The following is a 26,678-nucleotide window of genomic DNA, read 5'->3' as shown; positions in this document are numbered from 1 at the left end:
ACCATTCAACTCACCACCAAGGAGTCCGCCATGAGCCAGACCATCCAGACCAACGTCCACGTATCAGGTATGACCTGCGGCCACTGCGTCTCCAGCGTGAGCGAAGAACTCGAGTCACTCAACGGCGTCGAAAACGTTGCAGTGGACCTCAATCCCGGCGGCCTGTCCACCGTGACCATCACATCAACCAAGCAGCTATCGCCGTCGGAAATCGGCGAGGCCGTGGCAGAAGCCGGCTACCTGGTGGTAGCCAACGAAGCTTAGGAGTCGTCTTGAGTAGCCAGGAGACTTTCAACCAACCCGCACAACGGGTTATCGAACTGGACATCGAGGGCATGACCTGCGCCTCGTGCGTCAATCGAGTGGAACGGAAACTGGGCAAACTTGAGGGCGTGGAGGCCAGCGTCAACCTTCCACTGGAATCAGCCCATGTGACAGTCCCGGCCACCGTGACCGACCAGCAAATTGTGGACACCGTGAATGCGACGGGTTACAAAGCCACGGTCCGCCACGCCCCACCGCCGCACACCCGAGAACTCCCCGGACACACTCCCACTCAGCACACCCACGAGCACACTTCCTCGCAACCGACCCAGGATCACGGAACGGAGCTGAGGGGCCCCGGGAGCGGCGACTCCGGTGGCGTGCGGCAGCATGCGTCTAAGGGAGGAACGACCGAGCATGCAGAGCACGGCACCGGCGTCGCCGCGGAAGCAGCGCAAGCCGAGCACGCCACACACGCCGAGCACCCGCACTCTGATCACATGGCGCACGGCCCCGCTGCCTCGACGCTGCGCCCCCGCCTGATCGTCGCGGCGCTGCTGACTGTCCCAGTGTTTGCCATCTCCATGATTCCCGCCCTCCAGTTCGCCAACTGGGGATGGGTTGCCGGCGTGCTGGCCTTGCCGGTGGTGAGCTGGGCGGCTTGGCCCTTCCACCGGGCGGCTGCCATCAATGCCCGGCACTTCGCTTCCACCATGGATACTCTCGTCTCCATCGGCGTTATTGCTGCGTACCTCTACTCGGCATGGCAATTGTTCGCCGATCCCCGCATGACCGAGCATCCCGGCATGGAAAGCATGTCCGGCGGGGGCCTCTACTTTGAGGTCGCAGCCGTGGTCACAACCTTCCTGCTGCTTGGCCGCTACCTTGAAGCGAACGCCAAGGCCAAAGCAGGCAATGCGCTCAAGGCACTGCTGAATCTTGGTGCCAAGGACGCAACCATCCTGGTGGACGGCGTTGAGCAGAAGATCCCTGCCGATCAGCTCCTTGTGGACGACGTTATTGTTGTCCGCCCTGGTGAGAAGATCGCCACTGACGGCGTGGTCGCTGACGGTTCATCCGCCGTCGACGCCTCACTGGTCACGGGCGAATCGGTGCCGGTGGAGGTTGGGCCGGGCAGCCTGGTGACGGGCGCTACCATCAACACCTCCGGCCGGCTGCTGGTCCGGGCCACCCGCGTGGGCTCGGATACGACACTCGCTCAGATGGGCCGGCTGGTCAGTCAGGCGCAGACGGGCAAGGCACCTATCGCGCGGCTCGCGGACAGGATCAGCTCTGTCTTCGTACCCATCGTGCTGGTCATCGCCCTGGTGACATTTGTTCTGTGGCTCTTCTTCTCGGGCGACCTCAACGCTGCCTTCACGGCAGCTGTCGCGGTTCTGGTTATTGCGTGCCCTTGCGCCCTTGGCTTGGCCACTCCGGTGGGGCTGCTGACAGGGACGGGCCGCGGAGCTCAACTTGGCATCCTTATCAAAGGCCCGCAGGTTCTTGAGGACACCCGCCACGTGGACACCATCCTGCTGGACAAGACGGGTACCGTCACCAGTGGCAAGCTCGCCGTGGACCACACCCTGGGCTTGAACGGCTACGCGCCGGCAACCGTCCTGACCTTGGCCGGGGCTGTTGAATCAGCCTCCGAGCATCCCATCGCGCATGCGATAGCTGCCGCGGCACAGGACGCCATGCCCGACGCCGGGACCCTCCCGGGTGTTGACGGCTTCAGTTCCGCTCCGGGCGGCGGTGTGAGGGGGACCGTTTCACTTGAGGGAGGCTCCAAGACCGTGGTGGTCGGGCGTTCCGGCTGGCTTGAGGAGAACGGCATCCCGCTCGATTCGACCCAACGGGAAACACTGGCGGCGGAGGAAAACGGTGGCGCCACAGCCATCTGGGTTGCCGTGGACGGCGAGGCTGCGGGGATCGTGAGCCTGCGGGACACCATCAAGCCCGGTTCAGCAGCAGCAATCCAGAAGCTGAAGGACCTGGGAATCCGCCCCATCCTGCTGACCGGAGACAATGCCGCAGTAGCCGCCCAAGTGGCCGCCGCCGTCGGAATTTCACCCGAAGATGTCTTCGCCGGCGTCCTGCCGGAGGGGAAAGTTGAGGCGGTTCGGAACCTTCAGGCTTCCGGTGCCACGGTTGCCATGGCTGGCGACGGCGTAAACGATGCAGCAGCCTTGGCCCAGTCGGACCTTGGTATAGCAATGGGTTCGGGAACTGACGTTGCCATCGAAGCCTCGGACCTGACCGTGATGGGCAGTGATCTAGGCCAGCTGGTGCAGGCGATTGAGCTGTCGCGCAAGACCCTGTCCACCATCAAGACCAACCTGTTCTGGGCCTTCTTCTACAACGCGATTGGCATACCGGTGGCAGCACTAGGATTCCTGAATCCGATGATCGCCGGCGCAGCAATGGCGGCCAGCTCTGTGCTGGTGGTTGCCAACTCGCTGAGGCTGCGCTCGTTCGGGAAGTAGACCTGGCTGGTGTAGTTGCAGGTGTTCCGGGCCGCGGAACACCTGCAACTACTGTCTGCTGTGAGGGCCGAGGCTAAGCAGCCCCGAACCGTACCGCAGCTCGGGCCTTGGCTTTTGCGGCTTCCTCGTCACGATTCTTCGCCGGGGCATGGCTCACCAAGGAGTCAAGGAGATGCTGCGTAATATGCGCGATCTCGTGGACGGCCTCCACGAAGGCTTCCTCGTTGGCCTTGGAGGGCTTGGTGGATCCGCTGATTTTCCTTACGTATTGCAGGGCAGCGGCCTCCACTTCGGCGCTCGTGGCGTGCGGTTCGAAGTTATGCAGGGTCCTGATATTGCGGCACATAACCCCATGCTAACTATGGGCAGTGCTACATGGGGAGGGGTGCCCATCGACGGTTTTTGGATTCCCGGGATAGGTTTTAGTTATTGGATCTTCCGGATGAGCCGGAGGCCGCTGGGGATGCCGAAGAGCTCGGGTCCGAAAAATGAAGGAGAATCTCATGGCTATTTGGGGTGCAGATGTTGATCAGCTTCGTCAGCTCGGTAACAAGCTGAAGGCCGGTGCTGAGAACATTGAGCAGCAGCGTTCACAGCTCAAGGGCGCACTTGACGGCACCGACTGGAAGGGCCCGGACGCTGACAAGTTCCGCGGCGAGTGGGACAGCCAGCACGCTTCGAACCTGAAGAAGGTTGCCGACGCACTTCGCGAAGCCGGCGATCGCGCTCAGAAGAACGCTGAGCAGCAGCAGCAGGCCTCCAACTAAGACAGTTGGGAAAACCCCGGACGCAACAGCGTCCGGGGTTTTCGCCTTTAACGCACCTGGTGTAATCCCCCCCGTTGAGAGGCCTACTCTGCGCGCTATTCCACACATCGCGGACGCAGACCAGGCCCCACAAACGTGTTACCCGCGCGGCGCCTTGGTGGCCTGCCCGGAGGGGACGGGCTCAACGTCATTCGGGTGATCCAAAACGCGGGCAGCTTCCTGAGCGACCTGGGCCGCCCTGCGATCCCCACGCAGCTCATCGACGCGAACCAGGACTACGCCGCCCACAATAAGGAGACCGCCCAGCAGCTGAATCGGCCCCGGGAGTTCACCCAAGAGCAGCCAAGCCCAGATCACGGCGAAAAGCACTTCGGTCAGGGAAACGAACGACGCCACTTTGGATCCAAGACTGCGGGCAGCCATGATGCCGCTGACGTACGCAAGCACTGTGGCCAGGATGATGAGCCCCATCGCGGAGACCCACCACGGGGTTGTCCAGGGCCCGAGCGTTGTGTCTGCGGTGCTGAACGTCATGGGCAGCAGCCCCAACAGGCCAACCAGCCACATGACCAGCGCTCCCACAAGGAGACCCCCCGAAGCGAGCACCAGAGGCGGCAGGGTTTCGTTCTCCTTGGCGGTGATGAAGAAGTAGATCACCAGGCAGACGGCGGCGGCCATGCCCCAGAGAACGCCAACAAAGTCCACCTTCACTGCTCCGGTCAGATCGAGCACCAGAACCAGGCCGCCCAAGGACAACAGGGCACCGCTCGCGGTGAGAGCCCGCGGCCGGCGCCGGCTGGCAATCCAGAGCCACAGCACAATCATCACCGGCGCCAGGTACTCGAGCAGCAGGGCTACGCCCACGGACAAACGGGCCACGGCATTGAAGTAGAAAAGCTGGCAGCCTGCTACTCCAATGAGCCCGAACAAGAGGATGGTGAGCCAGTTGTCCTTGAGTTGGTGCCAGCGGCCGCGCAAAACCACGACGGCGGGAATCAACAGGATCAGCGCGGCGCCGGTCAGTCGCACGGCAACTGCGGCCCCGGGCGACCAGCCGGTCTCGAGCATCGACTTGGCAAACGAGCCGGACGTGCCGAAAACAGCGGAGGAAAAAAGTGCGATGCCGAGTCCTGATGCCAGGAAACTCTTTGCATCAGCCTTCGTCGTTGGAGCTGACACAGCAGCCTCCTGTCAGGAGTAAAGTGGGCTTATGGTCATGACAGTACTCCCGAAATATGTAAGGAGTCAAAGTGCTTTTTGCGCCTGACACCGAGGTGGCCCTCCGCAGCACCGTCAATCTCATCAACACTGCAGCCAACGGCGAAGAAGCACTGGTCACTGCGCAGGACCTCAACTCTTTCCTGGACGCCGAAGAATTCACAGGATCACGCGTAAATACGCCAGCCGAATTGGACAGCGTTAAGCGTCTGCGCAGCGAATTGGCAGCCCTGTGGAGCTCCGATGAGGACACGGCAGCAAAGTCCGTCAACAAGCTGCTCGCCGACGCCAAGGCCCTCCCCCAGCTCGTCAAACATGATCACTGGGACTGGCACCTGCACGCCACGACCCCGGAGGCGCCCCTGGCGGATCGAATGGGCACCGAAGCTGCCATGGCCATCATCGATGTGATCCGAAGCAAGGAAATGGACCGCATGCGCGTGTGCGCGGCGGACGACTGCGACGCCGTCGTTCTGGACCTCAGCCGCAACCGCTCCAAGCTCTACTGCGACACCGGCAACTGCGCCAACCGCGCCCACGTCGCGGCGTACCGGGCAAGGAAGGCCGCCGAGGGCGAGTAATACCGGCATAATGACGGCATGGGGGAACAGGCAGATTCGCATGCACGCTTGAGAGGGAATCCGGACGCGCGAGTGCCGGAACCACACACCTGGGTGCGGCCATCCGGCATGCCGGATATGGCTCCCGTCAGCCAACTGGCCATCGCATACCCCTTCCTGGCAGCTCTATGGCTCGTCGGGGTGTTGTCCACCAGCCCTGGTTATGAATTCCTGGGTACGGTCATCTTCCTCATGTTCGGTCCCACTTTCATCATGGGGGTAGCCGTAGCCCTCGGGCTTCCTCTCCGCCTGAACCGCCGGCTCAGCCTGTGGTGGCTGGGAAATTGGCCTATGTACCTTCTGATAGCAGGCGCCGGGGCGGGACTCCTGATTGCAGGCTTCAACACGCCGGAGCGTCAGATCGGCACTATGGACGGGCTTCCCTTTGATGTGACAACGTCCCACCCGGGCTTCGTGCTGACTGGCTGCTTTGCCCTCACCTTCCTCGCAGTCAACGCTGGCCGCCGCGCCACCCGCAAGACCGGCAAAGGGCTGACGTGACCGAATACGAAGCAGACCCCACGCCAGTCCCACAAGGACCCCCGCGGTACCCCGTCGACCCGAAATCGCAGTACGAACATGCCGACCGGCACCGCTTCGTCGCACCACCTCCATTGCCCGAGCCGCCTCAAACGTTGGGCACCATTCGCCGCAAGCGCTACGGCAGCCCGGTCATGGCGCCGGCCGGACAACTGGCATTGGCCTTCGCCGTGCTCGCGCCCAGCTGGCTCATCCTGCAGGCATCCCTCATGGTGGCCTACGACGGGCTGCTGAGCATGTTTGGCCTGATGCTGGCAAGCGTCATTGTGCCGGTTGTGGCCATTGTTGCAGCGATCACCCTCGGCTTACCGCTTCGCTTGATCCCCGCACTAAACCGCTGGTGGGCAGGCAGTGGACGTGCTTACATCTCCATCGCAGCCATTTCCGCAGGCCTCATTGCGGCCGGGTTCGTCAAAACCGTGCGCCAATTTGGTGAGATGGACGGAATTCCCTACGACGCGTTGACTCCGGACCCCACCCTCGTTTGCGGCGGTTGGTTTCTTCTGGCGCTGCTCCTGGTCAACGCGTCGCTGCCGCTGCGTTGGACGAACCGCGCCAGTTCCTAGCAGTCACCACTCGGGTTTCAACGCACCTTTCATAACGTGACCAGCGTCACATTCATAGTCGCATCACGATTTCCAGTCTGACCGTACTTACTCCTCAGTAACGGATTAAGGGCAACCCTCCCAGAGGGGGTTGGTTGGCCAGGGAATTAGGAAAAGGGACTCCATGCGGCAGAAGTTTGAGCACGAATGTGCCCACGATCGGGGCAGGCGGCGGCAACGCGGTGGCAGATCTCTGCTCGCACTCATGGCGAGCGTGCTTCTCGCAGTAGTGGGAATGACCGCTTACGGGGTGGTCAACGTTCCTACGCCCGTGTCCGCACTGCCCGGTTCCCCCGGTGTGACCCAGCCTGGCACGTTGATCTACAGCGAAGACTTCTCCAACCAGAGTGCGGCCACTGCGCCGATCCGGTTGGGTGCCTATACCGGTGGTGCTGCCGCTCAGACCGAGCAGTACACGGCAGATGCCGCTTGGCTTCCCGGAGCCCAGGCATGCAACGGCTGGATTCTCAGGCAAGGCACCCCAATCCCGGTCAATGGTGGAACCATCACCAACAATGATCAATGCGGCCGAAACGATGCCTTCAGCATCCTGGGCAACATGGCCTACGCCATGGGCAAGTACCAGGGCATGACTGACGCGCAGGCCGCACAGAACCAGATCCTTAGTGAATACACCAACAGCACCAACGGAGTCCAAGCTGCGGGCCTGCAGCTTCAGACCACCAAGAACACCATTCCCACCATCGCCGGTCACTACTATGCAATCTCAGGAATCTTCGGCGAAACCAACTGCTTCTCCAACCACGCCCGCCAGGAATTCTCCATTCTGGTCAATGGAGTGGCCACTGTGGTGGGAACCAACCTGGATCCCTGCACGGATCCCAGCCGTCAAGTCTTCAACGTCAGCGCCACCGAATTCAGTGTGGCCAAGCTGCAGTCCGGCGCCATCCAGGTGCCCGTAACCGGCACCACGCCCACGCTCGGTATCCGTGTAAGGAACCTGCAGGCTACAGGCGCCGGCAACGACGTCGGATTCGACCTTCCGCAGTTGGTGGACGTGACGCCGCAGTTGGATAAGGCCTTCAGCCCCACCAGCATCTTCCAGGGCCAGAACACCACTTTGACCTACACAGTCACCAACACCAGTGACCTGATGGCTAAAAATGGCTGGCACTTCGTTGACACCCTGCCCACTGGCCTTACAGCAGTTGGCCCCCTCGGTGGCACCTGCGTTCGTACTGCGGGCACTGTCTCCGGCCGCACGGTGGACGTCGCCGGAAACCTCGCACAGGGCAGCGCCTCATGCACCATCACGGTAACCGTCACCAGCAACACCCCGGGCGTGTACAACAACTCAGGGTGCCTGGCCAATAACGGTACGGCGATTCCCAACTGCACCAACAACTTCCCCACGATCACGGGTCTTTACTCCCCCGGGACGGCACCTTTGACCGTCCGGCCGGTAGTGGACCTGTCCATCACCAAGAGTGCCAACATCACCGCCTACATCCCGGGCCAGCCCATCACGTACACGGTGGTAGTCCACAACAACGGCCCCAGCGACGCCGTCAACGCTGTGTTCACTGATCCCCTGCCCGCATCCATCACCGGTGCAACATGGACCTGTGCCGTCACGGTCGCGGGAACCTCGAATCTCCCGCCGGCCGGACCCACCACCTGTAACGCCCCGAGCGGAACGGGCAGCATTTCCGGCACCGTAAGAATCAACGTTGGGGGAACCCTGACGTACACCGTCCAGGGCACCGTGGCGCCGGGCACCACCGGCATCATTACCAACACGGCCACCATCGCACCAGCGGCGCAGACGGCTGTTCCCAACATGCCCGGCGGTGGAATCGTTCCGGTTCCCGGATCAACCACCATGGTTCCCACCGTGGATCCGGCCTGCCCGCCCTTGCCGGGGGTTGGATGTTCCGCAACAGTCAACACACCTGTGGATCCGCAATGGACCATCGCCAAGACCGCTACGGTTGCCGGAACGTCCTCGAACGGCCAATGGGTCAAGCCTGGTGACACGATCACCTACACCGTGACAGCCACCAGCAACCGCGGCCAGATCAACAACGTTGTCCTCACGGACAACCTCGCCGATGTCCTTGATCAGGGTACGTTCGTTCCGGGATCGGCAGTCCTGACCATTGGCGCCGCGGCCCCGGTCGCCGTCGCGAATCCTGTATCCCCGTCCACCACTTTGACCACTCAGCCGTTCACGCTTCCGGCCGGTCAGACTGCAACGCTCAGCTACAAGGTCACCGTCAAGGCAGACGCCTGGAGCGCGCAACTGGTCAACGTCGTCACTGGCGCCGGTAGTGTCACGCCCGTCCGCTGCGCAACCAGCACCACGCCGTTGGCGCCGGAGTGCACCACAACCCACCTGACTCCGGCCAAGATCCTGATTGAAAAACTGGGCGAGTCCTCCACCGAGGAATGGGTTCCCATGGCCGGCTCAACCTGGGCCATCCACAATGACGCCGCCGGAGCCCCGGGCGCAGTCAACACCAGCGTCGCAGTGGCACCCATCCCGTCCCAAACCGGCCAGTTCCAACTTGAGGGCATTCAGCCGGGCGTGTACTGGCTCGAAGAGACCACAGCTCCGGATGGCTTCAACCTGCTGGCCGAAGCCGTGCAGTTCACAGTGGCCGCCAACGGCGCCGTGACGCTCGGTCAGGGAAGCGGCGGCGGAGTCGTGACAACAAGCGACGCCGACGGCAATGGCATCTTCCTGGTCACCGTGCGCGATGTACCTGCGCTGAAGATGCCTGAATCCGGCGGCGTGGGCTGGTGGCCGTTTGCGGCCGCAGGAACGTCACTGCTTCTGGTGGCGATGGCCCTTACCGCCAACAGCGCCCGGCGCACCCGCAACCACTCCTAAACGTCATTCCCCCGGCCTGCAGCAAAAGCGGCAGGCTCAACCCCAGAAAATGTTCACTCCGAGCATCGCATCACCACCCCATGAAAGAGGAAAAAAGTGAGTAATCAAAGCTCCCGGCGCCTTTGGAAGGCCGCCGCCACCACCATTGCAGGAGCAGTGCTGGCAATGTCCTTCTCCGCCGCGCCGGCCTCAGCCGCTCCGCTGGTCGACGGAGACCAGATCGGTTCCATCACCGTCCACAAGTTCGAGCGTCCGGACACCCCCACCGGCCTGCCCAACAACGGTACGGCCGTGGACACCACGGGACTGACCGCCCTTGCCGGAATCGAATTCACCATTCAGCAGGTCAACACGATCGACCTCGCCACGAATGCCGGCTGGGACGCAGCTCATAACCTGAGCAGCGTCTTCTCCCCCGCCGATCCTGCAGGATCCATCACAGGGGCAGGCTTCACTCTTGGCACCGGCACCGCCCAGGTCACCGACGCCGCGGGCACCGCATCGTTCGGAAACCTTCCCGTTGGCCTGTACTTGGTAACGGAAACCAACTACCCGGCAGGCGTCACCCCGTCGGCTCCGTTCCTGGTTTCTGTCCCCTTGACGGACCCGGACAACAAGGACAACTGGCTCTACAACGTCCACGTCTACCCCAAGAACTCCATCACGGGCGCAGAGAAGACCGTCACTGACGCTCCTGACGTCAAGCTCGGCGACCAGATTGACTTCACCATCACCGGCGACATCCCCAACGAAGCCGTCATTGATGGCTACAAGATCGTGGACGCGCTGGACGCCAAGCTGACCTACGTTGGCGCCACGGCCACACTGGTTGACGGTACTCTCATCACCGAAGGCACCCACTACACGGTTGCCTTCGATGCCGCCACCAACACGGTCTCCGTCATCTTCACCCCTGCAGGCCTCGCAGTGCTGGCTGCCCACAACGACACCAAGGTACAGGTTGTTGTAAACACCACCGTCAACACCATCGGTGAGATCGAAAACGACGCTATGGTCTACCCGAACCTGGGCAGCTTCACCACCGTTCCCGGCCAGCCCGGCGGACCCATCGTTACTCCCCCGGTTGTCACCAAGTGGGGCGAGATGACTCTCTTGAAGACGAACGAGAACGGCGCTGCCCTTGCCGGCGCTTCCTTCTCGGTCTACGCCAACCAGGCTGATGCCCTGGCCGGAACCAACGCTATTGTCCTCAACGGCCAGAGCACCTTCACCGTTGCTGCCGATGGAACCCTGACTGTCTCCGGTCTGCGCTACTCCGACTGGGCCAACGGCGCTGCAGTACTGCCCGGCTCAGCCGATTTCCGCACGTACTACCTGGTTGAAACCACCGCACCGGAAGGCTACGAGCTGCTCGCAGAGCCGATCTCCTTCCTGATCAACTCCACCAGCACCACGGTGGGTGTTGACCTTGAGGTCAAGAACATCCCGTCCAACGGTGGCTTCGAGCTGCCGCTCACCGGTGGTGTGGGAACCGGCCTGCTGTACGTAGCCGGCGCACTCCTGGTCACCGGCGCCGGACTCCTCTTCGTCCGTTCACGCCGCAGCACCAACAGCTAGTAGCTGCCAACCTGCAAAGGTTCGCAGTCTGAACAACACAGCGGGGAAGAACGCCGAACACGCGCTCTTCCCCGCTGTGTTCCCCCAGAGCACAAATCTCCCCAGGACTCTCATGTCAAAGCACCAAGACTCCAAGCTCCGGCCGCAGCGAAGTTTCCGCGCGGGGTGGAGCGCCCAGCGCATTATCATCGTGGTCGTCGCCATCTTGGGCGTGGGAATACTGCTGTACCCCACTGCCGCCGCGTGGTTCTCCGACCGGGTTCATGCCACGGAGATCAGCGGTTATGTGGACAGCGTGGAAAACCTCTCCCCATCAGCCCAAAAGACTCTTCTGGATGAGGCCCGGCAGTTCAACAAGGAACTGCCATCCGGCCCGCTTCGCGACCCGTACTCGTTGAACGATCGGGGCGAGAAGACCGTCATCGGAGCGGGTTCGGAGGCCTACCAAAAGATGCTCGCCGTCGGACCCGGAGGAATGATGGGACGCATCAGCATCCCCTCCATCCACACGGACCTGCCCATCTTCCACGGCACCGATGAGGAAACCCTCTCCAAAGGCGCCGGGCATCTTTTCGGCTCCGGCCTGCCAGTTGGCGGGACTGGAACACACAGCGTGCTGACTGCCCACTCCGGCTTCGTCAACGCAACTCTCTTCGATGACCTGGACCAAGTACGTGATGGCGATGTCTTCTCGGTTACCGTGCTGGGCGAGTCCTTCTATTACAAGGTGGACCAGATCAAAACGGTGCTGCCGGAGGAAACGGACGATCTCCGCAAAGTCCAGGACAAGGACTACATCACGCTGGTGACGTGCACGCCCACAGGGGTCAATAGCCACAGGCTTTTGGTACGTGGCGAGCGCATTGACGCTCCAGCCGCCGGTTCATCCCAAACACTGCCCAGCCAGGCGTCGGACCCCGGATTCCCTTGGTGGGCACTGGCCCTCGTTGGCACCGCGGTTCTTATGGTTGTTGTCACCCACCCCCGCAAAACCCGCTCCGCAGACACTGCTCCCACCCATGACGAGGATCTGGCCGGCTCACTGCTCCGGTAGCCCGCATTCGCCGGCCAGAGTCTGCACGGCGTGACGCGTACGGGGCCCGGTCAGCCCACAAAAAAGCGCTCCCCCATCCACGGTGAGGGAGCGCTTGATGGTTAGTGGCCGGCGTCGGGCGTTTCATGCCCGTCATCCGGAGCACCCGGGCCGCCGTGGCTTGGACGCTTGGAGCTGAGGTTGACGCCGGAACCCTTGCCGAGGTGATCGGCGTTCTCCTTGTGGCTCATGGACAACATGGCCGCTACAACGAGGCTCACAATGAAAGCGATACCCGCGCCAGTGAAGGCGAGATCAAACCGCGGGGCCTTTGCGCTGCCGCCGGATGCGAAGATCAGCACGGCAACGAAAGCCAGCACGGCAAAGAACGCGGAGAACATGAGGGGTCCCTTGACCGAGGTCCGCATCTTGCGCGGTTCTCCTGGTGTCTGGTCTGCCACGGTCATTCCTCCAATGATGGCGGTTGGTCTCCGCCGGTCAGCAAAAGTTCTACAACGAGTAGAACGTCCAGCTACTAGTTTACGGCCTCGGGCGAAGCGCCGGGAGCAGCAGCTTGGGCCGGTCCGCCGGAAGCGGTCTTGGCCTCGTGCCGCAGCGTCAGCCCGGACAGGATCCACAGCACGCCGGAAATGATGGCCCCACCACCGGCCACACCCAACAGCGCGTGCGCGCCCAGTGACGTGAAGAATGGCAGCAGCACGGCCGTGCCCACTGCAATGACGCCGGACACGAGCCAGTCGCGCGCCAACGTATCCCGCTTCCTGAAGCCATGGACAAACTCAAGGAGACCCAGCACCAGCAGCGCAAACATGGCCGAGAGTGCAACCCCCTGATCAGATTGCGTGACCAAAGCGCCGATACCTCCGAGCGCAACAGCCGCCGGAACTGCAACAGGCAAAGCGCGGGACATCCACACAGCCGCTGCGGTTGCGAGCAGATACAGGCCCACGGCCCACGCCAGGACGTGCACGGACGGAGCAGCCCAGAAGATGGTGATCGCACCGAACACCAGCGCAACCATGGCGCGGATCAGCACGGGTTTCCAGAGTCCGTCCACTGTGGCAGAGGGAGTCTGGGCAGGAGTCGCTGGGAGAGTCACCCGTCCAGTTTAGTGCGAACCCAGCACCATCCACCGATCTGTCCGGGCGCGCAGCCCCAAAGTCACCCCGCGGGCCAGCATGTAGCCGAGCGCAAACGCGGCCCACAGCCAAAAGAGCCCCGCCTCGCCGTCGGGCTTTGTCTGATTGATCGCCACCAGCAACGGCAAATAGACCACGAGGTTTACGACGCCGGCAATCGCCAGGTAGCGTGCGTCGCCGGCGCCTATGAGGACTCCATCCAGGACGAAGACGTAGCCTGCCAGCGGTTGTCCCACCGCGAGGACCCAGAGGGCCACCGTCAGAGCGGACCGGACACCGGCATCGGAGGTGAAGAGGTACCCGGCCCACGGTGCCGCAATGGCCAGAAGTACGCCGGTGATCACCCCGAACCCCAGGCCCCAACGGATCATGGTTCGGGTTAGTTCACGGACGCGTTGGGCGTTCCTGGCGCCCAGTTCCTTGCCGATCAGGGCCTGTGCCGCGATGGCAAGTGCGTCCAGGGCAAAGGCGAGGAAGGAGAAAATGGTCATGGCCAATTGGTGCGCGGCCAAGTTCACGGCGCCTTGTGCGGTCACCACCAGGACGGTCGCCAGAATGGCCAGGCGGAGGCTCAGCGTACGCAGCATGAGCCACGAACCCACCTTGGTCATGGCCCGGATACCGTGCCAGTCGGGCTTGAGGGACACCCCATGGTGCCGTGCGTTCCGGCTGACCATCACCAAATAGACGGCGGCCATGGCCCATTGTGCGATGCTCGTGCCAATCGCGGAGCCAGTCACGGACATATTCAACCCGTACACGAAGAACAGGTTGAGGACGATGTTCACGGCGAAGCCCGCAGTTGCCACAACCAGCGGCGTCCGGGTGTCCTGCAATCCCCTCAGGACGCCGGTGCCGGCGAAGATGAGAAGCATCGCGGCCAGGCCAGGCATGGACCATCGCAGGTAATCGACGGCGAACTGCCGAACGTCTCCAGTGGCTCCCATGAAGCCGACCAGGGGTTCGGCCGCCACAAAACCAACCACGGCGAGCGCCACTCCGAGCAGCAGTGCCAGCCACACGCCGTCGCGCCCTGCCGCCAAAGCCTTCCCCAGTTTGCCGTCACCGATAGCGCGGGCCACCGCCGGCGTCGTCGAATATGCAAGGAACACCATGAGCCCCACAGCGGTGTGCAGGATGGTGGATGCGAGGCCGACGCCTGCCAGTTGGTCTACGCCCAGGTGCCCCACAATGGCGGAGTCGGCCAGGAGGAACAGCGGCTCGGCAATGAGCGCACCGAAGGCGGGGACGGCCAGGCGCAGGATCTCGCGGGCATTGGAGCGGGTGGATGTGGTTGTGGTTTGAGGCACTAAACAAGCCTAGTCCGCCGATGGCCGGGTACATTTGGCCCGTGTCACATGAGCATCCCGTCACCGTTTCCGTAGCCCGCACCATCCTTCCCGGGTACACCCGGCAAGCCAACGCCTGGGCTCATGCCGGCCAGGAGCTCGCCCGTGAATGGCCTGGATATTTGGGCTCGGGCTGGGTACGCAATGGGGTGGATTCCACGGAATGGCACATGTTGTACCGCTTCGCTGATGCCGATTCGCTGCAGGGGTGGGAGGACTCCGAGGAGCGGCGCTGGTGGATCGATAGCGCCAGGGACATGATGGAGACCACTCGGGTGGAGCGGCACACGGGGATTGAGGGCTGGTTCTCGCGGCCGGGAGATGTCTCGGTGGTGGTGCCCGAAACGGTGGTGCCGCCCCGCTGGAAGCAAGCCGTCAGCATTTTCCTGCCGTTCTTCCCGCTGAGCCTGCTGGCTAATTTCCTGCTGCACCCTTTGACTCAGGACTGGCCGCTGGTGTTCGCGGTCCTGTTGAACATCGTTATCCTCACGCCGCTGATGACGTACATCTTCCTGCCCATCACCACCCGGCTCCTGCAGCCATGGCTTCAGGCGAAGCCCCGCAGGAAGCGCGGGCACAAGCCTGGCAGCTGAGGTTTTGGTCATAAAGAGCCGCAATTAGTTGACACTTCAACTTACCTCCGGAATGGTTGAAGCTATGAACAAGTCCAGCTTGACCACCACAGCCCTGACCATCCTGCGTGTTATTGCAGGATTTCTCTTCGCCGCGCACGGTTGGCAGAAGTTCAACGAATTCACCATTGCCGGAACGCAGGCATCGTTCGCCCAAATGGGCGTACCCGGCGCTTCGGCAGTAGCCCCCATCGTGGCAACACTCGAGCTGGTGGGCGGCATCGCGCTGATCATCGGCTTCCTGACCCGCGTCTTCGCCGCCCTCCTGGCCGTCAACATGCTCGGCGCCCTCTTCCTGGTGCACGCCCCGGCCGGCGTTTTCGTCGGCAACGGGGGGTATGAGCTGGTGCTGCTCTTCGCGGGCGCCGCCTTGGCCCTCGCATTGGCCGGCGCAGGGAGAATCTCCGCCGACGCCGCACTGTTCGGCCGCCCCAACTCCAAGCTGCGCGTCCTGGCTTAAGCGCTACCCCCCGCGTCCGCCGCGCCCGCACCGACGCTCTCTCACGGAATAGCCCCTAAACGCCAACGGTCTCTCACTTCCTTCAGGAAAGTGAGAGACCGTTGGCGTTTAAGCATCGGGACGTGAGAGAGAATTAGCCTTTGACGCCGGTGAGCTCGTTCGGCACGTGCTCCAGCTGAGCGGACTTCTTCACTTTGCCCGACTTCAGATCCACCGCATGGATGGTGCTGGTGGCCGGTTCGGTGACGAACGCCGTCGAGCCTTGAACGAAGAGCGTGGGGCGCGGGTCCTGCCACGTGGTGGACTCTTCCCAAGCGCCCACCACGGGGATGGTGGAGGTGATCGCTCCGGCGATCGGATCGATCACGCGCAAGCCACCGTCAGTGCCGAGCACCAGCGCCTCACCAGCCGGTCCGCGACCCAGGGAACGGAAGGAGTAGCTGGCCCCAAGGTCCACCAACTTCAGCGCGGCTGTTTCGGTGTTGACGAGCGAGATCCGGGTAGGCCGCTCAAGCTCTGCGGCCTTGTCCACTTTGTAGTCACCGAGAATGACGGGCGACTTTTCTGAGCCCGCCTGGTTTCCCATCCGTCCGTAGGCGTCAGGGCTCGCCACCTTGGTGATGGCGCCGTCCTTGTAAATCAGCATTCCGTTTTCGCATCCGACCACCACAGCCTCGTTGGCGGCTACGGCCTCGCCGTGAACACCAGGGCACTCCTCATTGCGCACCACTTCCGTGCGGTCCTGGCCCTTGCCCGCGGAAAGGACTGCGATTCCTGAGCGGCCTTCCTCGTTGCCCAGGGTCACCAGCAGCTTGCCGTCTTCAAGCTCCACAGCCACACCGTGATGCGCCTCGGGCGTGGTGTAGACGTCGGCCGAAGGAAGCTTTCCGTCCTCCACGGCAGCAGCCAGCGCGGAGGTTTCGAAGCTCTCCACCTTGCCGGAACCGTCGTTGAACAGCACGGTCTTGCCTCCGTGCAGCACCACGTGACCGGCCTTGTCCGCCGTAAACGCGAGCTCAGTCAGCTTGGGCTCAGCCACGTAGTGGTGGCTGTGATCACCATGCGGCTCGGTCCAGGCGCCTGCGTCGAAGAGACGGAAGGAGTCGCCTGTGGAGACGAAGACGTGCCGGCCGTCACCGGCGGGGTTCAGGCGGTTGAATCCGGACATTTCCGCACTTCCCACCTGCTCAAGCGAGGTTGCATCGAGAACTGAAATGCCGGCGTCGTGGGTGAAAACGAGGCGCGGCGTCGGCGCGCCGGCCTCCTTTGCGCTGGCCTCCTTTGCGCTGGGCGACGATGCGGCCGAAGGCGTTGCGTCAACTGCATTGCCGGCTGAGCCGCCGGGTGTGGCGCAGGAGGTCAGCAGCAGGGCAGAGAGTCCGACGGCGGCAATCGGCCGGGCGCGGAGGCGGCGCCTTCGCGCGGAGGGGACAGGGGACATGAAGGTGGGGTGATGAGGCATGAGTTAATGATATTGATTCTCATTTATGTGGCAAATCGACGCCAGGTGGCCCAGTCATACTTCACGACATCGAACACAAAACAACAAATACTCCCGTCAATTCCTTGACTGGCGATTTCAAACACTGGTAAACATGTCCCACCGGGCAAGCGTTTTCCAGCAGCTCAACTCACATCCCTCAGCCGGCGGCCTTCCACCGTCACATCACCTTGGATGCGTCTTCCCGGTAAATGAAACGATACAAAGTCCGACCGCGTGGTTGGTACCCACCCCATGCGTCATCAAAGGAGATGTTCGGTGAAACACCCCCCTCAACGCGCGGTCAGAACAGGCGCAACAGCCCTGACTGCCGCCGTCGCCTCGGCCGCCCTGGCCTTAACCGGGCTTCCGGCAGCGCACGCCGAGACGTCACTTCCCCCGACCGGAAGCGGCTTCAAGCTCGACTTCGGCCCTGGCGTCGTGGCCGACGGCTACACGCAAGTCAACGCAGGCAGCGCCTATAGCCCCACCGCAAAGTTCGGTTTCACGGACACCGCCGTCACCTCCGGGACTGACAGGGGCACCCAGGACGCCTTGCGCAGCGACTTCGTCCAAGCCCAGGGCAGCTCCTTTCAGGTAGACCTTCCCAATGGGGACTACACAGTGAAGCTCATCGCCGGCGACGCCGCTGAGGCAACGAACATCGCCATCACGGCCGAGAAGATGGCCAAAGTGCAGGCCACCGACAAGCCGGCCGGCCAGTTCCTGGAGATGGAGTTCCCCATCTCCTTGGTGGACGGTCAGCTCAATCTGGACATCACAGGCACCGCCGCCAAGATCAATTCGCTGGTCATCGCAGCCCGCGCTCCCCGCGCCGCAACAGCGGACCCCGGCGTGTATCTAGCCGGTGACTCCACCGTCCAGACGTACGACCCCGGCTACGCTCCCCAGGCGGGTTGGGGGCAGATGATCGACCGCTACTTGGACGACAAAGTCCCCGTGTACAACCACGCAATCGGCGGCCGCAGCTCCAAGAACTTCATCAGCCAGGGCCGCCTGGACGAGATTCTCCGCGTCATCAACCCCGGCGATTACCTCATGGTCCAGTTCGGCCACAACGACGCAACCATCGGCGTCGATGACCGCTACGCGTCCCCCGCGGACTACAAGGAATACCTCCGAACCTACGTCAATGGTGCCCGCCAACGCGGCGCCACCCCCATCCTGGTGACCCCGGTGGGCCGCCGGGACTTCGACGCCGCCACCGGGACGTTCCGCGTCAGCTTCCCCGAGTACGTGGACAAGATGAAGGATCTCGCCGCCGAAGAGAACGTAGACCTGGTGGACCTGTCCGCCCTCAGCCGCGGCTACTACAACCAAATAGGACCGGAAGAAACCAAATCGGTCTTCCTCCACGTCGACGCCGGCGTGTACCCCGGGCGCCCGAGCGGCACCGCTGATGACACCCACTTCCAGGAATACGGTGCCATCCAGATTGCCCGCCTCCTGGCCGGGGGCATGAAGCAGCTCAGCGTTCCGCTGGCATCGCGCGTCCAGGAGGTCACGCCGCCGTCGAACGTTCCCGCCAAGCCACAAGGCCTGGTGGCCGGCAGTGTCTCCAACGCCGGTGCCCTGCTCAAGTGGCAGCAGGTGGAGGGCGCGGACATTTACAAGATCTACCGCAAGCTCACCTCGGAACCGGACACCGCCTACAGGCTGGCCACCACCTCCACCATTCCCACCACCAACCTCAACGGTCTGGCGGAAGGCACCGCCTACGACGTGCGCGTCGCGGCGATGAACGGCAAAGGCCTGTCCGAGTACAGCGATACCCTGGCGCTGACCACCAAGCAGGCAACGTACAAGTTCGACTTCGGACCCGTCGGCGCCCCCGTGGAGGCCGGCTACACCGAAGTCAACCGCACCATGGCCTACTCTGCCGAGCGCGGTTACGGTTTCAAGGACGTCACGGTCCTCAGCGATCGCGACCGCGGCGCAACCACCACCAACCTTCTCCGGGACTTCGTCCTCAGCGGTGCCAGCTTCGAATTTCAGCTGGACGTTCCCAACGGCACCTACGCCCTGAAGACGTACCACAGCGACTGGATCGGCTCCACGCGCACTGACATCGCCGTGGAAGGCAAGGGCTTCGGTACTGTTACCTCGGGCAAAGCCGCGTCCGCCAGCAAGGTCATCAACGAGGTCCTGGTAACCGACGGTCAACTCAACCTGAGCATCAGCGGATCCGGCCAGCGCCTCAACGGGCTCGAGGTCACTCCGCTCCTGGTGGGCCCAAGCAACCTCAAGACCACGTCCGTTGACGCAGCCGCCCGGCCTCCCGTCGTCGGGCTTTCCTGGGACGCTGTTGGCGACGCCGCCAGCTACCGCGTCTTCCGTCAGGCACCGTTCGAGACGTCCGCGCAGCTGATTGCGGAGAACGTTGCGGAGCCGGCGTATTCGGACACCACCGCTATCGCGGGCTTGCCCTACAAGTACTACGTCACTGCCGTAGACCGCACAGGGTTGGAGTCCGTCCCCTCGAACACCTTGGACGTGCCGCTGATCGACCCCGCAATCGCAGCGCCCGCGGCCCCTGGAAAGCTGAAGACCAAGAAGGTGGAAAAGACCAGCGTTTCGCTTCAATGGGGCGAGGTTAAGGGCTCGACGGCGTATCTCGTCTACCGCTCAACGGCAGCTGACGGGGCATTCACCTACGTAGGTAAAACGGACGACAAGAAGTTCACCGACACCACCGTCCTGACCACCATCAAGTACTACTACCGGATCACGGCCCTGAACGCCGGCGGAGAATCGGCTCCGTCCGAAACCGTCGGCACCGAAGACGTGGTGGTCCTGGACCGCCAGATGGAGAAGCTGGACCGGGCACCTGTCGCGATTCCAACAGCAGAGGGAATCCGAATCGGCTGGCGCATGCTGGGCCTCGATGAAGACAAGATCGGCTTCAACGTATTCCGTGACGGCAAAAAGATCACCGCCTCACCCATCACCAACAGCACGAGCTACCTGGACACCACCGGGACGGCGGCCTCGAAGTACGTGATTAAGGTAGCCGGCGGCGGAAACAGCGGCGAAAAGGAGACCAAGGAATTCAGCCCTCTCGCGCAGGACTACCTTGCCATCAAGCTGGACAAGCCGGCAGACGATTACACCAAGGACGGGCAGCCTTACAGCTACTCGGCCGGCGACGCCACAGTTGCCGACCTTGACGGTGACGGCCGGTACGAGATCATCCAAATGTGGTCTCCGTCCAACTCCAAGGACAACTCGCAGGCCGGCTACACGGGCACCGTTTACGTGGACGCCTACACCATGGAAGGCAGCAAGCTCTGGCGCATCAACCTTGGACCGAACATCCGGGCCGGTGCACACTACACACAGGTTCTGGCCTACGACTTCGACGGTGACGGCAAGGCTGAAGTGGCCATGAAAACCGCCGATGGAACCCGGGATGCTGCCGGGACCGTGATCGGCAATGCCAACGCTGACCATCGCAACAGCACCGGCTATGTCCTCACCGGCCCGGAATTCCTGACTGTCTTCCACGGGCAGACAGGAACCATCATGGACACCGTGGCTTATGACCCGCCGCGGGGCGACGTGGGCGCCTGGGGTGACACCTATGGGAACCGCGTGGACCGTTTCCTCGGCGCCGTTGCGTACCTCGACGGCGAGCACCCGTCCATGATGTTCAGCCGCGGCTATTACACCCGTGCGGTCCTGGCCACCTATGACCTGGTGGGCGGAAAAATCGTGAAGCGCTGGGTGTTCGACTCCAACGTTTCCGGCGATCAGTACCGGAGTATGGGCAACCACAACCTGTCCGTGGCTGACGTGGATGCCGACGGCAAGGACGAGTTCATTTTCGGTTCCATGACCATCGACGACAATGGCCAGCCGCTCTACACCACCGGCCTCGGCCATGGAGATGCCATCCACACCAGCGACCTTGATCCTTCCCGCCCGGGCCTGGAGACCTTTGCAGTCCATGAAGACATGGCATCCAGCGGGAATCTCGGAGCCACCTTCCGTGACTCCGCCACGGGTGAGGTGCTCTGGAGCATTCCGGCGGCCAGGGATACCGGCCGTGGAGCCGCCGGTGATATCGACCCGCGCTACCTGGGTGCTGAAGGGTGGGCGGTCGGCGGCGACGCGGCGTGGAACTCTCCGGTAGGTGAACTTCGCTCGGCCAAGGGTGAGCTGATCTCCACCAACATCCCGGCGGCAAACTTCCTGGCGTGGTGGGACGGCGACCTGCTCCGCGAAATCGTGGACCACGACTGGGACGTTGCCAGCAACACCGGGACACCGAGCATCAGCAAGTGGAACTGGAACACCCAAAGCAGCGATCGTCTGCTGACGGCCTCCGGTGCCCTGACCAACAACAGCACCAAGGGGAACCCGGCTATCCAGGCCGATCTCCTGGGCGACTGGCGGGAAGAAAGCGCCTGGCGGTCCGCAGACAGCACGGAACTCCGGATCTACACCACCACGTCCGGAACTGATGTCCGGCTTCGCACCCTGATGCACGATCCCCTGTACCGGCTTTCGGTTGCGCGCGAGAACGTCGCCTACAACCAGCCGCCGCACCCGGGCTTTTATATCGGCGTGGGCATGGATACCCCTTCCATGCCGAATATTGCATATACGGGAGGTAAGTGAGTCCGGCTCCTCAGTCGAGCACTGCCCCGGCGCCGCTTGGTGCCGGGGCAGTGCTTATCGCGGATAAGTGCTTTTCGATGGTAGAACTAGCCAGATGATGACCATCCTTAATGGAGTCGGCGCAAGCACGGGTAGAGCCCTCGGCGCTGCCCGGCTCATCCACGGTCCCGACGAGTTCAGCCGCTTCCTATCCGGCGATGTCCTGGTGTGCCGCACCACCGACCCCGCTTGGACGCCTCTCTTCGGAATGGCGTCAGCGGTGGTCACGGAAACCGGCGGAATGTTGTCACACGCTGCGATCGTCGCCCGGGAGTTCGGGATACCTGCCGTCCTGGGTGTCCGGGATGCGCTGGACCTGCTCGCCGACGGGGCGCCCCTTGCCATCGACGGAGCCCAAGGAACCGTCACCCTGATGGACGGCAAATGACGCTTCTCACCTTGCACGCTGTCCGCCTGCTGGGTTTCGCTGACACACACTCTGTGGCGGTCCGCTTCTCGCAAGACCCCGGCGTGGTGGAGTCCCAGCTCATCGACGCCGGGGTGAACGGCTTCGTTTCGCACAGCACCTTCGCCGGGATCAGCGGTTGGTCGTTGTCCAGTCTCGGGAGACGCGAAAACGAGCGGTTGTTGGCGAAGGAACTGGACGGTGCGCGCGCACGGGACGCGGTGCAGGCCGTGCACGACGATTTCGCGGACATCAACACCGGCGTCGTGGAGGCCTGCAGTGCCATCCAGCTTCAAAATCCGGCCGCTGAAGGGGCTATGGATGTCCTGATAGGCGCCTTGGCGTCGTGGCGTCCGCTCGAAGCTCAGCTCATTGGTGCGCTCCCCCGCTTCGAGGGCTACTCCGAGCGCCTGCTGCGCGCACTCAAACACGCTGTCCTGGACACATCGTGGCTCACGGCCACGGATCGCGACTCCTTCCACAAGGTCTGGTTCGAACTCCATGAGGATCTCATCGCGACCCTCGGCATCCAACGCCGATAGTCAGGCCGCCCCCTACAGACTTAGTCACGTAACAGAAACCTGGCGACAGTAAGATTCCAAGCATGAGCGATGACGCCGCCAATTCAGTGACCCTCCGCTTCCTCGCGGCTCCCATGGACATCGGACACAGCGGGTCGGTCGACGCCGGCACCGTCCTTGAATGGGTGGATAAAGCAGCCTACGCCGCAGCGGTAGGGTGGTCGAAGTCGTATTGCGTCACCGCGTATGTGGGCAACATCCACTTCACCGATCCGGTGAACAGCGGCGACATGGTGGAAGTGACCTCCACCATCGTTTACACCGGGCGCTCCTCCATGCACATCCACACTGTGGTCAGCTCCCGGGATCCAAAAGGCGGCCCGGAGACGATGCACAGCCAGTGCATGGTGATCTTTGTTGCCGTCGGTCCGGACGGCAAACCAATTCCCGTTCCGCAGTTCGAACCGTCCACGCCTGCGGAGATCGAGCAGCGGGACCATGCCTTGGCGCGCATTGAGGTCCGGGAACAGATCGTCAACGCGATGAACGCGCAGGAATATACCGACGCCGGGACCGCCGAGCGCGTCGTCCTGCGGTTCATGGCCGCCCCCACTGATGTGAACTGGGGCGGTAAGGTCCACGGCGGCATTGTCATGAAGTGGATCGATGAAGCCGCCTACGTTTGCGCCTCCCGCTACTGCGGTATGGACACCGTTGCGGTGTTCTCCGGCGGCGTCCGCTTCTACCGGCCCCTGCTGATCGGGCACGTCGTCGAAGTGGAGGCGCGCTTGGTCTACACCGGTGCCAAGGGAATGCACATTGCGGTTCACGTCCGCTCGGGTGACCCCAAGACCCGGGTCATGAACCTGACCACCTATTGCCTCACGGTGATGGTGGCGCGCGATGAAAGCGGGACGGCAGTCCCCGTCCCCGTCTGGGAACCGGTTTCCGATGAGGACAAAAAGCTGCACGCACATGCGCGCGAACTTCTGGAAATCCGCGGGCGGGCCCCGGGAAACCGGCTGCCGGACCATCTTCAAAACCTCGCTGGAAGCTAGCGCAGACTTCACTCCTGTTTAACTGCCGTGGCTTAGGTGCCGGGGCTGCTTCGCTGTGCCCACCGCTGCCATTCAAAAGTACTAGGAACATCACCGTTCAACGACACGAACCACGTCAGTAGTGCACTTGGACTTCGAGTGGTAGCTGGATGGGGCTGAGGTATGGCTTGAGGGACCTCCAGCAACTGCAGCTAAAGCACACAGGAATTTGCGTCCATAGTTCATTCCAGAACCCGGCTCCGTTGGTGGAAGAGCCGGTATTTTCCTTTCTTCGATAGCTCTTGGACTAAAGAGATAAATCGAACAGAAGTAAGGCTTTTTGGCAGCACCAAGTGGTCGAACAGCCGTGTCCATAAGGGGTCAGTTGTTGTATCAGCGAAAGATGAAAAGTGTACTGAACTATGTCGCCAAAGGTCTAGGTGTCAGAATCGTGGGCGCACCCGGCAGTGGCCGCACCAGTCTCCTCAAGAGCGTCGTTGCGAAACTGGAGGAGGACGGCGCCACGGTCTACACCATGTTCGCTGCGCCGGCTCTTTCCACCGTTCCTTTTGCTGGTGTTCTTTCCCTGGGCTTGGACCTTCGTTCCCGGACTATCGGAATTCTCGGCATCGTGGACCTCCTCTCGGTCCAGATGGCCAGGACCGGGGTTCACCTGATTGCGATCGACGACCTCGAAAATCTGGACCGTGAATCATTGGCAGTAGTCGATGTTTTACGGAGAAGAAACAATGTTCCGCTGATCACCACCATGAATGACCGACCGTTCCAGACCAGAACCTCCGCGTACTTGGGCAGCATTCCAGAAGCGACCGTCTCCCTTGCACCGTTGGAATACGAACAAATCAGCAAACTCATCACAAAAACCCTGGGGCATCCGGCGGAAGTGAATGTGGTGGCACGTGTTCTTACTAAATCCGGCGGCAATTTACGGTTGGCTGTCCGAATCATCGAAACATCCGTCCTCAGCGAGCGCCTGGTGCTCAAGGATGGTTGGTGGTGCATGAATGGCAGCAAGTTGATGAACGAACATCTACACGGGACAGTAGAGGCGCTGCTCCAGGGTTTGCGGCCGGAAGAAGTCCGGGCGCTCAACAAATTGTCCCTTCTTGGTCCCAGCCCCGTTGACCGCCTGGTCGCAGCTGTAGGTGAGGACATCCTCGACAACCTTGAATACAACGGCTTAATCTCGGTCATTGAAGGTCCGGATGAAACTCTCCTTGCTACCGTCTTTCCGCCGATAGTTGACGATTACCTTCGAGCCCACACGCGCAGCTCCCGGAGAATTCTCCAAAGCGCCGTGACCGATCACGTCGATGCGGAACCTGGCGTTCACCCCGTGTCAGCAGCCACAGATGACATTTTGTCGGCTGCCATATCCGTACTTCGCAAGGAGATGGGCAGCAATCACGCAGCTGCCACACGGTACTTTCAGCAGCGCCGCGACGCCTTTGAAGAATCGTGCTACCAGAAGTGGGAGCGCGATCGCACCCTATCCAATGCCGTCGCCATACTGCGTGTCTATTGGGGAGCAACTGCCAACCCGCATCGAATCCAAGAGGTTCTGCGGCGAACCGACTCTCTTTCCGGCGACTCAGGAGATCTCTTCCTGTTCACTATGTCCTTGGCTTGGTGGCAGTTTTCACAGGAGAAAAACCTGCCCGGCGCACTTGCGACCATGCAGGATCTGTCGTCCAAAGAACCGGACCTTCGGCATCAAGCCGAAGCGGTCCTGGCTTTCCTTCGCGCATCCCATGGCAGCAACTCGGGCAGCCAGCATGAGGGCTCCCCTATCACCGTGGAGCCTGGGCCACAAGGCGGCATTATCGCAACCATCACGGGGATGCTGGAGCTCTATCGCCTCCAACCCCTGGACGCGCAAAGCGCCATTGATTCAGCTGAAGGAGCCGCCGTTTACCCGCAATTTGAGTCCTTCATTCGCGGCATGGCAATGCTCTCCCGCGGTGGTGAAGAAGAGGCCCTTGTCATGGCACTCAGCAGCCGGGAAAAGGCCTTACAGGATGTGGACCAGTTCGCGTTCGTCAGCCAGAGTTACATAGCAGCGCTCTCACTTCTTCATCACGGTCTGTTTGATGAAGCCGAATATCTCATGGGTCGCGCCTTTTCCCTGGGTAAACCTGGATTTCTCGTGGACTCACTGCATGTGGCCATGTTGCGGCTCTCCTCACTGCGGGACGCGATTCCGGCTACCTCCGTGGGAGCGACCGCGAGGCCCGGCGGGATGGATAACGGGCCGTTCCCCGGTTTGGGAACGGGCTTGCACGATCTCGCTGCCAGCCGCCCTGCCAGCGCCAAAGCATTCGACGAGCGAGCCAGCCGAATCATGGAAAGGTCCCTTGCCCGGGGCTACGTCTTCGAAGCAATGCATACGGGGATTTTCGCGCTGGGACTCCTCCCCGGCCCGCGTGTCCAGGAGCTTCTCCACAATATTCTGGAGGAGCGCGGCATGACAGTCCACCAACAGCTCCTGACCGTCGCGGGTGCCGCCATAGAGATGGACCTGCCCCGTCTTCGTCACTTGCTGGATACCTACGTGCTGGACGGCGATACGTTTCAAGTGGCCATGGTCCTTCGCGGGGCAGAGCAGAGAAGTCAGCTCAGTGGAGAGCCTGCTGTTGCGAGTGAGATCCGGAGCGCGGCCAAGGATTTTTCCGTGCGCTTCGGCGTGGTGGGGACGTTGTTTGATTTCAAGTCAGAGCCTCCCGGTTCTTCCTTGACCCTGAGAGAGATAGAGGTTGCGCTCGTCGCCGGGCAGCAGAGCAACCAAGACATCGCCGAGGAATTCGGCATCAGCATTCGGACAGTGGAGAGCCACATCTCCAACGCGCTGCGGAAAACCGATACGACTACCCGGAAACAACTCGCCGATCTCATTCGCAATGCGCCGAACTCTTTGGCCTCTGGCGCCATGGAGGCTTCGAAAGCCAACTCATAACGACGTCGCAA

22 protein-coding genes are annotated in these 26,678 nt (G+C 62.2%); 16 read left to right on the top strand and 6 right to left on the bottom strand.

The window, feature by feature from the left end; all coding sequences use genetic code 11:
* Positions 1-30 precede the first annotated feature (30 nt).
* Positions 31-264, top strand: coding sequence for a heavy-metal-associated domain-containing protein (locus tag CQ020_RS07795; RefSeq protein WP_258141763.1), 234 nt, complete (start codon positions 31-33; stop codon positions 262-264).
* An 8-nt stretch (positions 265-272) separates the two neighbouring features.
* Entirely contained in the window at positions 273-2,753 is a 2,481-nt protein-coding gene (locus tag CQ020_RS07790) for a cation-translocating P-type ATPase (protein WP_105691297.1), read from the top strand.
* 73 nt (positions 2,754-2,826) lie between these two features.
* Here CQ020_RS07790 and CQ020_RS07785 read toward each other — a convergent pair whose 3' ends face one another.
* Positions 2,827-3,099 carry a DUF2277 domain-containing protein gene (locus CQ020_RS07785; protein ID WP_105691296.1) on the bottom strand — a complete coding sequence of 91 codons (273 nt, stop codon included), beginning with the start codon at positions 3,097-3,099 and terminating at the stop codon, positions 2,827-2,829.
* Between the two features lie 157 nt (positions 3,100-3,256).
* On the opposite strand from CQ020_RS07785, the gene CQ020_RS07780 reads away from it, so the two are divergent.
* A complete protein-coding gene (locus tag CQ020_RS07780) occupies positions 3,257-3,520 on the top strand; it encodes a WXG100 family type VII secretion target (RefSeq protein WP_011776688.1) in 264 nt (87 codons plus the stop codon).
* Between the two features lie 138 nt (positions 3,521-3,658).
* Here the strand turns inward: CQ020_RS07780 and CQ020_RS07775 are convergent, their stop codons facing one another.
* A complete protein-coding gene (locus CQ020_RS07775) occupies positions 3,659-4,699 on the bottom strand; it encodes a DMT family transporter (RefSeq protein WP_105691295.1) in 1,041 nt (346 codons plus the stop codon).
* 71 nt (positions 4,700-4,770) lie between these two features.
* Between CQ020_RS07775 and CQ020_RS07770 the strand changes: the two genes are divergently transcribed.
* The 6 genes from CQ020_RS07770 (at position 4,771) to CQ020_RS07745 (ending at position 11,989) form a co-directional block, all read left to right on the top strand.
* Complete coding sequence (locus tag CQ020_RS07770; RefSeq protein ID WP_105691294.1) at positions 4,771-5,319, top strand: CGNR zinc finger domain-containing protein; 549 nt, start codon at positions 4,771-4,773, stop codon at positions 5,317-5,319.
* Positions 5,320-5,337: 18 nt separating this feature from the next.
* Complete coding sequence (locus CQ020_RS07765) at positions 5,338-5,859, top strand: hypothetical protein (protein WP_258141762.1); 522 nt, start codon at positions 5,338-5,340, stop codon at positions 5,857-5,859.
* On the top strand, positions 5,856-6,464 hold the full coding sequence (locus CQ020_RS07760) for a hypothetical protein (RefSeq protein WP_105691293.1): 609 nt from the start codon (positions 5,856-5,858) through the stop codon (positions 6,462-6,464). Before CQ020_RS07765 ends, CQ020_RS07760 begins: the two co-directional genes overlap by 4 nt.
* Positions 6,465-6,708: 244 nt before the next feature.
* A complete protein-coding gene (locus tag CQ020_RS07755; RefSeq protein WP_181151804.1) occupies positions 6,709-9,357 on the top strand; it encodes a SpaA isopeptide-forming pilin-related protein in 2,649 nt (882 codons plus the stop codon).
* 96 nt (positions 9,358-9,453) lie between these two features.
* On the top strand, positions 9,454-10,935 hold the full coding sequence (locus CQ020_RS07750) for a SpaH/EbpB family LPXTG-anchored major pilin (protein ID WP_181151803.1): 1,482 nt from the start codon (positions 9,454-9,456) through the stop codon (positions 10,933-10,935).
* 112 nt (positions 10,936-11,047) lie between these two features.
* Entirely contained in the window at positions 11,048-11,989 is a 942-nt protein-coding gene (locus tag CQ020_RS07745) for a class C sortase (protein WP_105691291.1), read from the top strand.
* A gap of 101 nt (positions 11,990-12,090) precedes the next feature.
* Here the strand turns inward: CQ020_RS07745 and CQ020_RS07740 are convergent, their stop codons facing one another.
* From CQ020_RS07740 to CQ020_RS07730, 3 genes are all read right to left on the bottom strand, one after another.
* On the bottom strand, positions 12,091-12,435 hold the full coding sequence (locus CQ020_RS07740; protein WP_105691290.1) for a hypothetical protein: 345 nt from the start codon (positions 12,433-12,435) through the stop codon (positions 12,091-12,093).
* Between the two features lie 68 nt (positions 12,436-12,503).
* The gene (locus CQ020_RS07735) at positions 12,504-13,088 is read right to left on the bottom strand and encodes a DUF308 domain-containing protein (RefSeq protein ID WP_258141761.1); all 585 of its coding nucleotides are present in this window, start codon (positions 13,086-13,088) and stop codon (positions 12,504-12,506) included.
* Positions 13,089-13,097: 9 nt separating this feature from the next.
* The gene (locus CQ020_RS07730) at positions 13,098-14,438 is read right to left on the bottom strand and encodes an MATE family efflux transporter (protein WP_105691288.1); all 1,341 of its coding nucleotides are present in this window, start codon (positions 14,436-14,438) and stop codon (positions 13,098-13,100) included.
* Between the two features lie 41 nt (positions 14,439-14,479).
* On the opposite strand from CQ020_RS07730, the gene CQ020_RS07725 reads away from it, so the two are divergent.
* Positions 14,480-15,070 (top strand): antibiotic biosynthesis monooxygenase, encoded by a 591-nt coding sequence (locus CQ020_RS07725; RefSeq protein ID WP_105691325.1) that lies wholly within the window; start codon positions 14,480-14,482, stop codon positions 15,068-15,070.
* Between the two features lie 64 nt (positions 15,071-15,134).
* The gene (locus CQ020_RS07720; RefSeq protein WP_105691324.1) at positions 15,135-15,569 is read left to right on the top strand and encodes a DoxX family protein; all 435 of its coding nucleotides are present in this window, start codon (positions 15,135-15,137) and stop codon (positions 15,567-15,569) included.
* A 133-nt stretch (positions 15,570-15,702) separates the two neighbouring features.
* Here the strand turns inward: CQ020_RS07720 and aztD are convergent, their stop codons facing one another.
* Positions 15,703-17,031, bottom strand: a complete 1,329-nt coding sequence (gene aztD, locus CQ020_RS07715) for a zinc metallochaperone AztD (RefSeq protein WP_258141760.1) — start codon at positions 17,029-17,031, stop codon at positions 15,703-15,705.
* A 297-nt stretch (positions 17,032-17,328) separates the two neighbouring features.
* Between aztD and CQ020_RS24650 the strand changes: the two genes are divergently transcribed.
* From CQ020_RS24650 to CQ020_RS07690, 5 genes are all read left to right on the top strand, one after another.
* Positions 17,329-21,690 carry an SGNH/GDSL hydrolase family protein gene (locus tag CQ020_RS24650; protein ID WP_308727308.1) on the top strand — a complete coding sequence of 1,454 codons (4,362 nt, stop codon included), beginning with the start codon at positions 17,329-17,331 and terminating at the stop codon, positions 21,688-21,690.
* 94 nt (positions 21,691-21,784) lie between these two features.
* Positions 21,785-22,117: a PEP-utilizing enzyme gene (locus CQ020_RS07705; RefSeq protein ID WP_105691287.1), complete on the top strand. Its 333-nt coding sequence runs from the start codon at positions 21,785-21,787 to the stop codon at positions 22,115-22,117.
* Entirely contained in the window at positions 22,114-22,677 is a 564-nt protein-coding gene (locus CQ020_RS07700; RefSeq protein ID WP_105691286.1) for a hypothetical protein, read from the top strand. Before CQ020_RS07705 ends, CQ020_RS07700 begins: the two co-directional genes overlap by 4 nt.
* Before the next feature lie 62 nt (positions 22,678-22,739).
* The gene (locus CQ020_RS07695) at positions 22,740-23,714 is read left to right on the top strand and encodes an acyl-CoA thioesterase (protein WP_105691285.1); all 975 of its coding nucleotides are present in this window, start codon (positions 22,740-22,742) and stop codon (positions 23,712-23,714) included.
* Positions 23,715-24,096: 382 nt separating this feature from the next.
* The gene (locus CQ020_RS07690; RefSeq protein WP_258141758.1) at positions 24,097-26,667 is read left to right on the top strand and encodes a LuxR C-terminal-related transcriptional regulator; all 2,571 of its coding nucleotides are present in this window, start codon (positions 24,097-24,099) and stop codon (positions 26,665-26,667) included.
* The last annotated feature ends 11 nt before the right edge of the window (positions 26,668-26,678 follow it).

Source organism: Arthrobacter sp. MYb23, from assembly GCF_002979775.1.
Classification (GTDB): Bacteria; Actinomycetota; Actinomycetes; order Actinomycetales; family Micrococcaceae; genus Arthrobacter.
The sequence above is the reverse complement of the archived record's forward strand: the minus strand, read 5'-3'. Positions and strand labels throughout refer to the sequence as shown.

Excerpts from the sequence above, each read along its gene's own strand:
- CQ020_RS07780 (WP_011776688.1), top strand. The coding sequence starts at position 3,257 with ATGGCTATTTGGGGTGCAGATGTTGATCAGCTTCGTCAGCTCGGTAAC.
- CQ020_RS07700 (WP_105691286.1), top strand. The coding sequence starts at position 22,114 with ATGACGCTTCTCACCTTGCACGCTGTCCGCCTGCTGGGTTTCGCTGAC.
- CQ020_RS07765 (WP_258141762.1), top strand. The coding sequence starts at position 5,338 with ATGGGGGAACAGGCAGATTCGCATGCACGCTTGAGAGGGAATCCGGAC.
- CQ020_RS07785 (WP_105691296.1), bottom strand. The coding sequence starts at position 3,099 with ATGTGCCGCAATATCAGGACCCTGCATAACTTCGAACCGCACGCCACG.
- CQ020_RS07690 (WP_258141758.1), top strand. The coding sequence starts at position 24,097 with ATGAAAAGTGTACTGAACTATGTCGCCAAAGGTCTAGGTGTCAGAATC.
- aztD (WP_258141760.1), bottom strand. The coding sequence starts at position 17,031 with ATGCCTCATCACCCCACCTTCATGTCCCCTGTCCCCTCCGCGCGAAGG.
- CQ020_RS07795 (WP_258141763.1), top strand. The coding sequence starts at position 31 with ATGAGCCAGACCATCCAGACCAACGTCCACGTATCAGGTATGACCTGC.
- CQ020_RS07740 (WP_105691290.1), bottom strand. The coding sequence starts at position 12,435 with ATGACCGTGGCAGACCAGACACCAGGAGAACCGCGCAAGATGCGGACC.
- CQ020_RS07705 (WP_105691287.1), top strand. The coding sequence starts at position 21,785 with ATGATGACCATCCTTAATGGAGTCGGCGCAAGCACGGGTAGAGCCCTC.
- CQ020_RS07720 (WP_105691324.1), top strand. The coding sequence starts at position 15,135 with ATGAACAAGTCCAGCTTGACCACCACAGCCCTGACCATCCTGCGTGTT.
- CQ020_RS07755 (WP_181151804.1), top strand. The coding sequence starts at position 6,709 with ATGGCGAGCGTGCTTCTCGCAGTAGTGGGAATGACCGCTTACGGGGTG.
- CQ020_RS07695 (WP_105691285.1), top strand. The coding sequence starts at position 22,740 with ATGAGCGATGACGCCGCCAATTCAGTGACCCTCCGCTTCCTCGCGGCT.
- CQ020_RS07745 (WP_105691291.1), top strand. The coding sequence starts at position 11,048 with ATGTCAAAGCACCAAGACTCCAAGCTCCGGCCGCAGCGAAGTTTCCGC.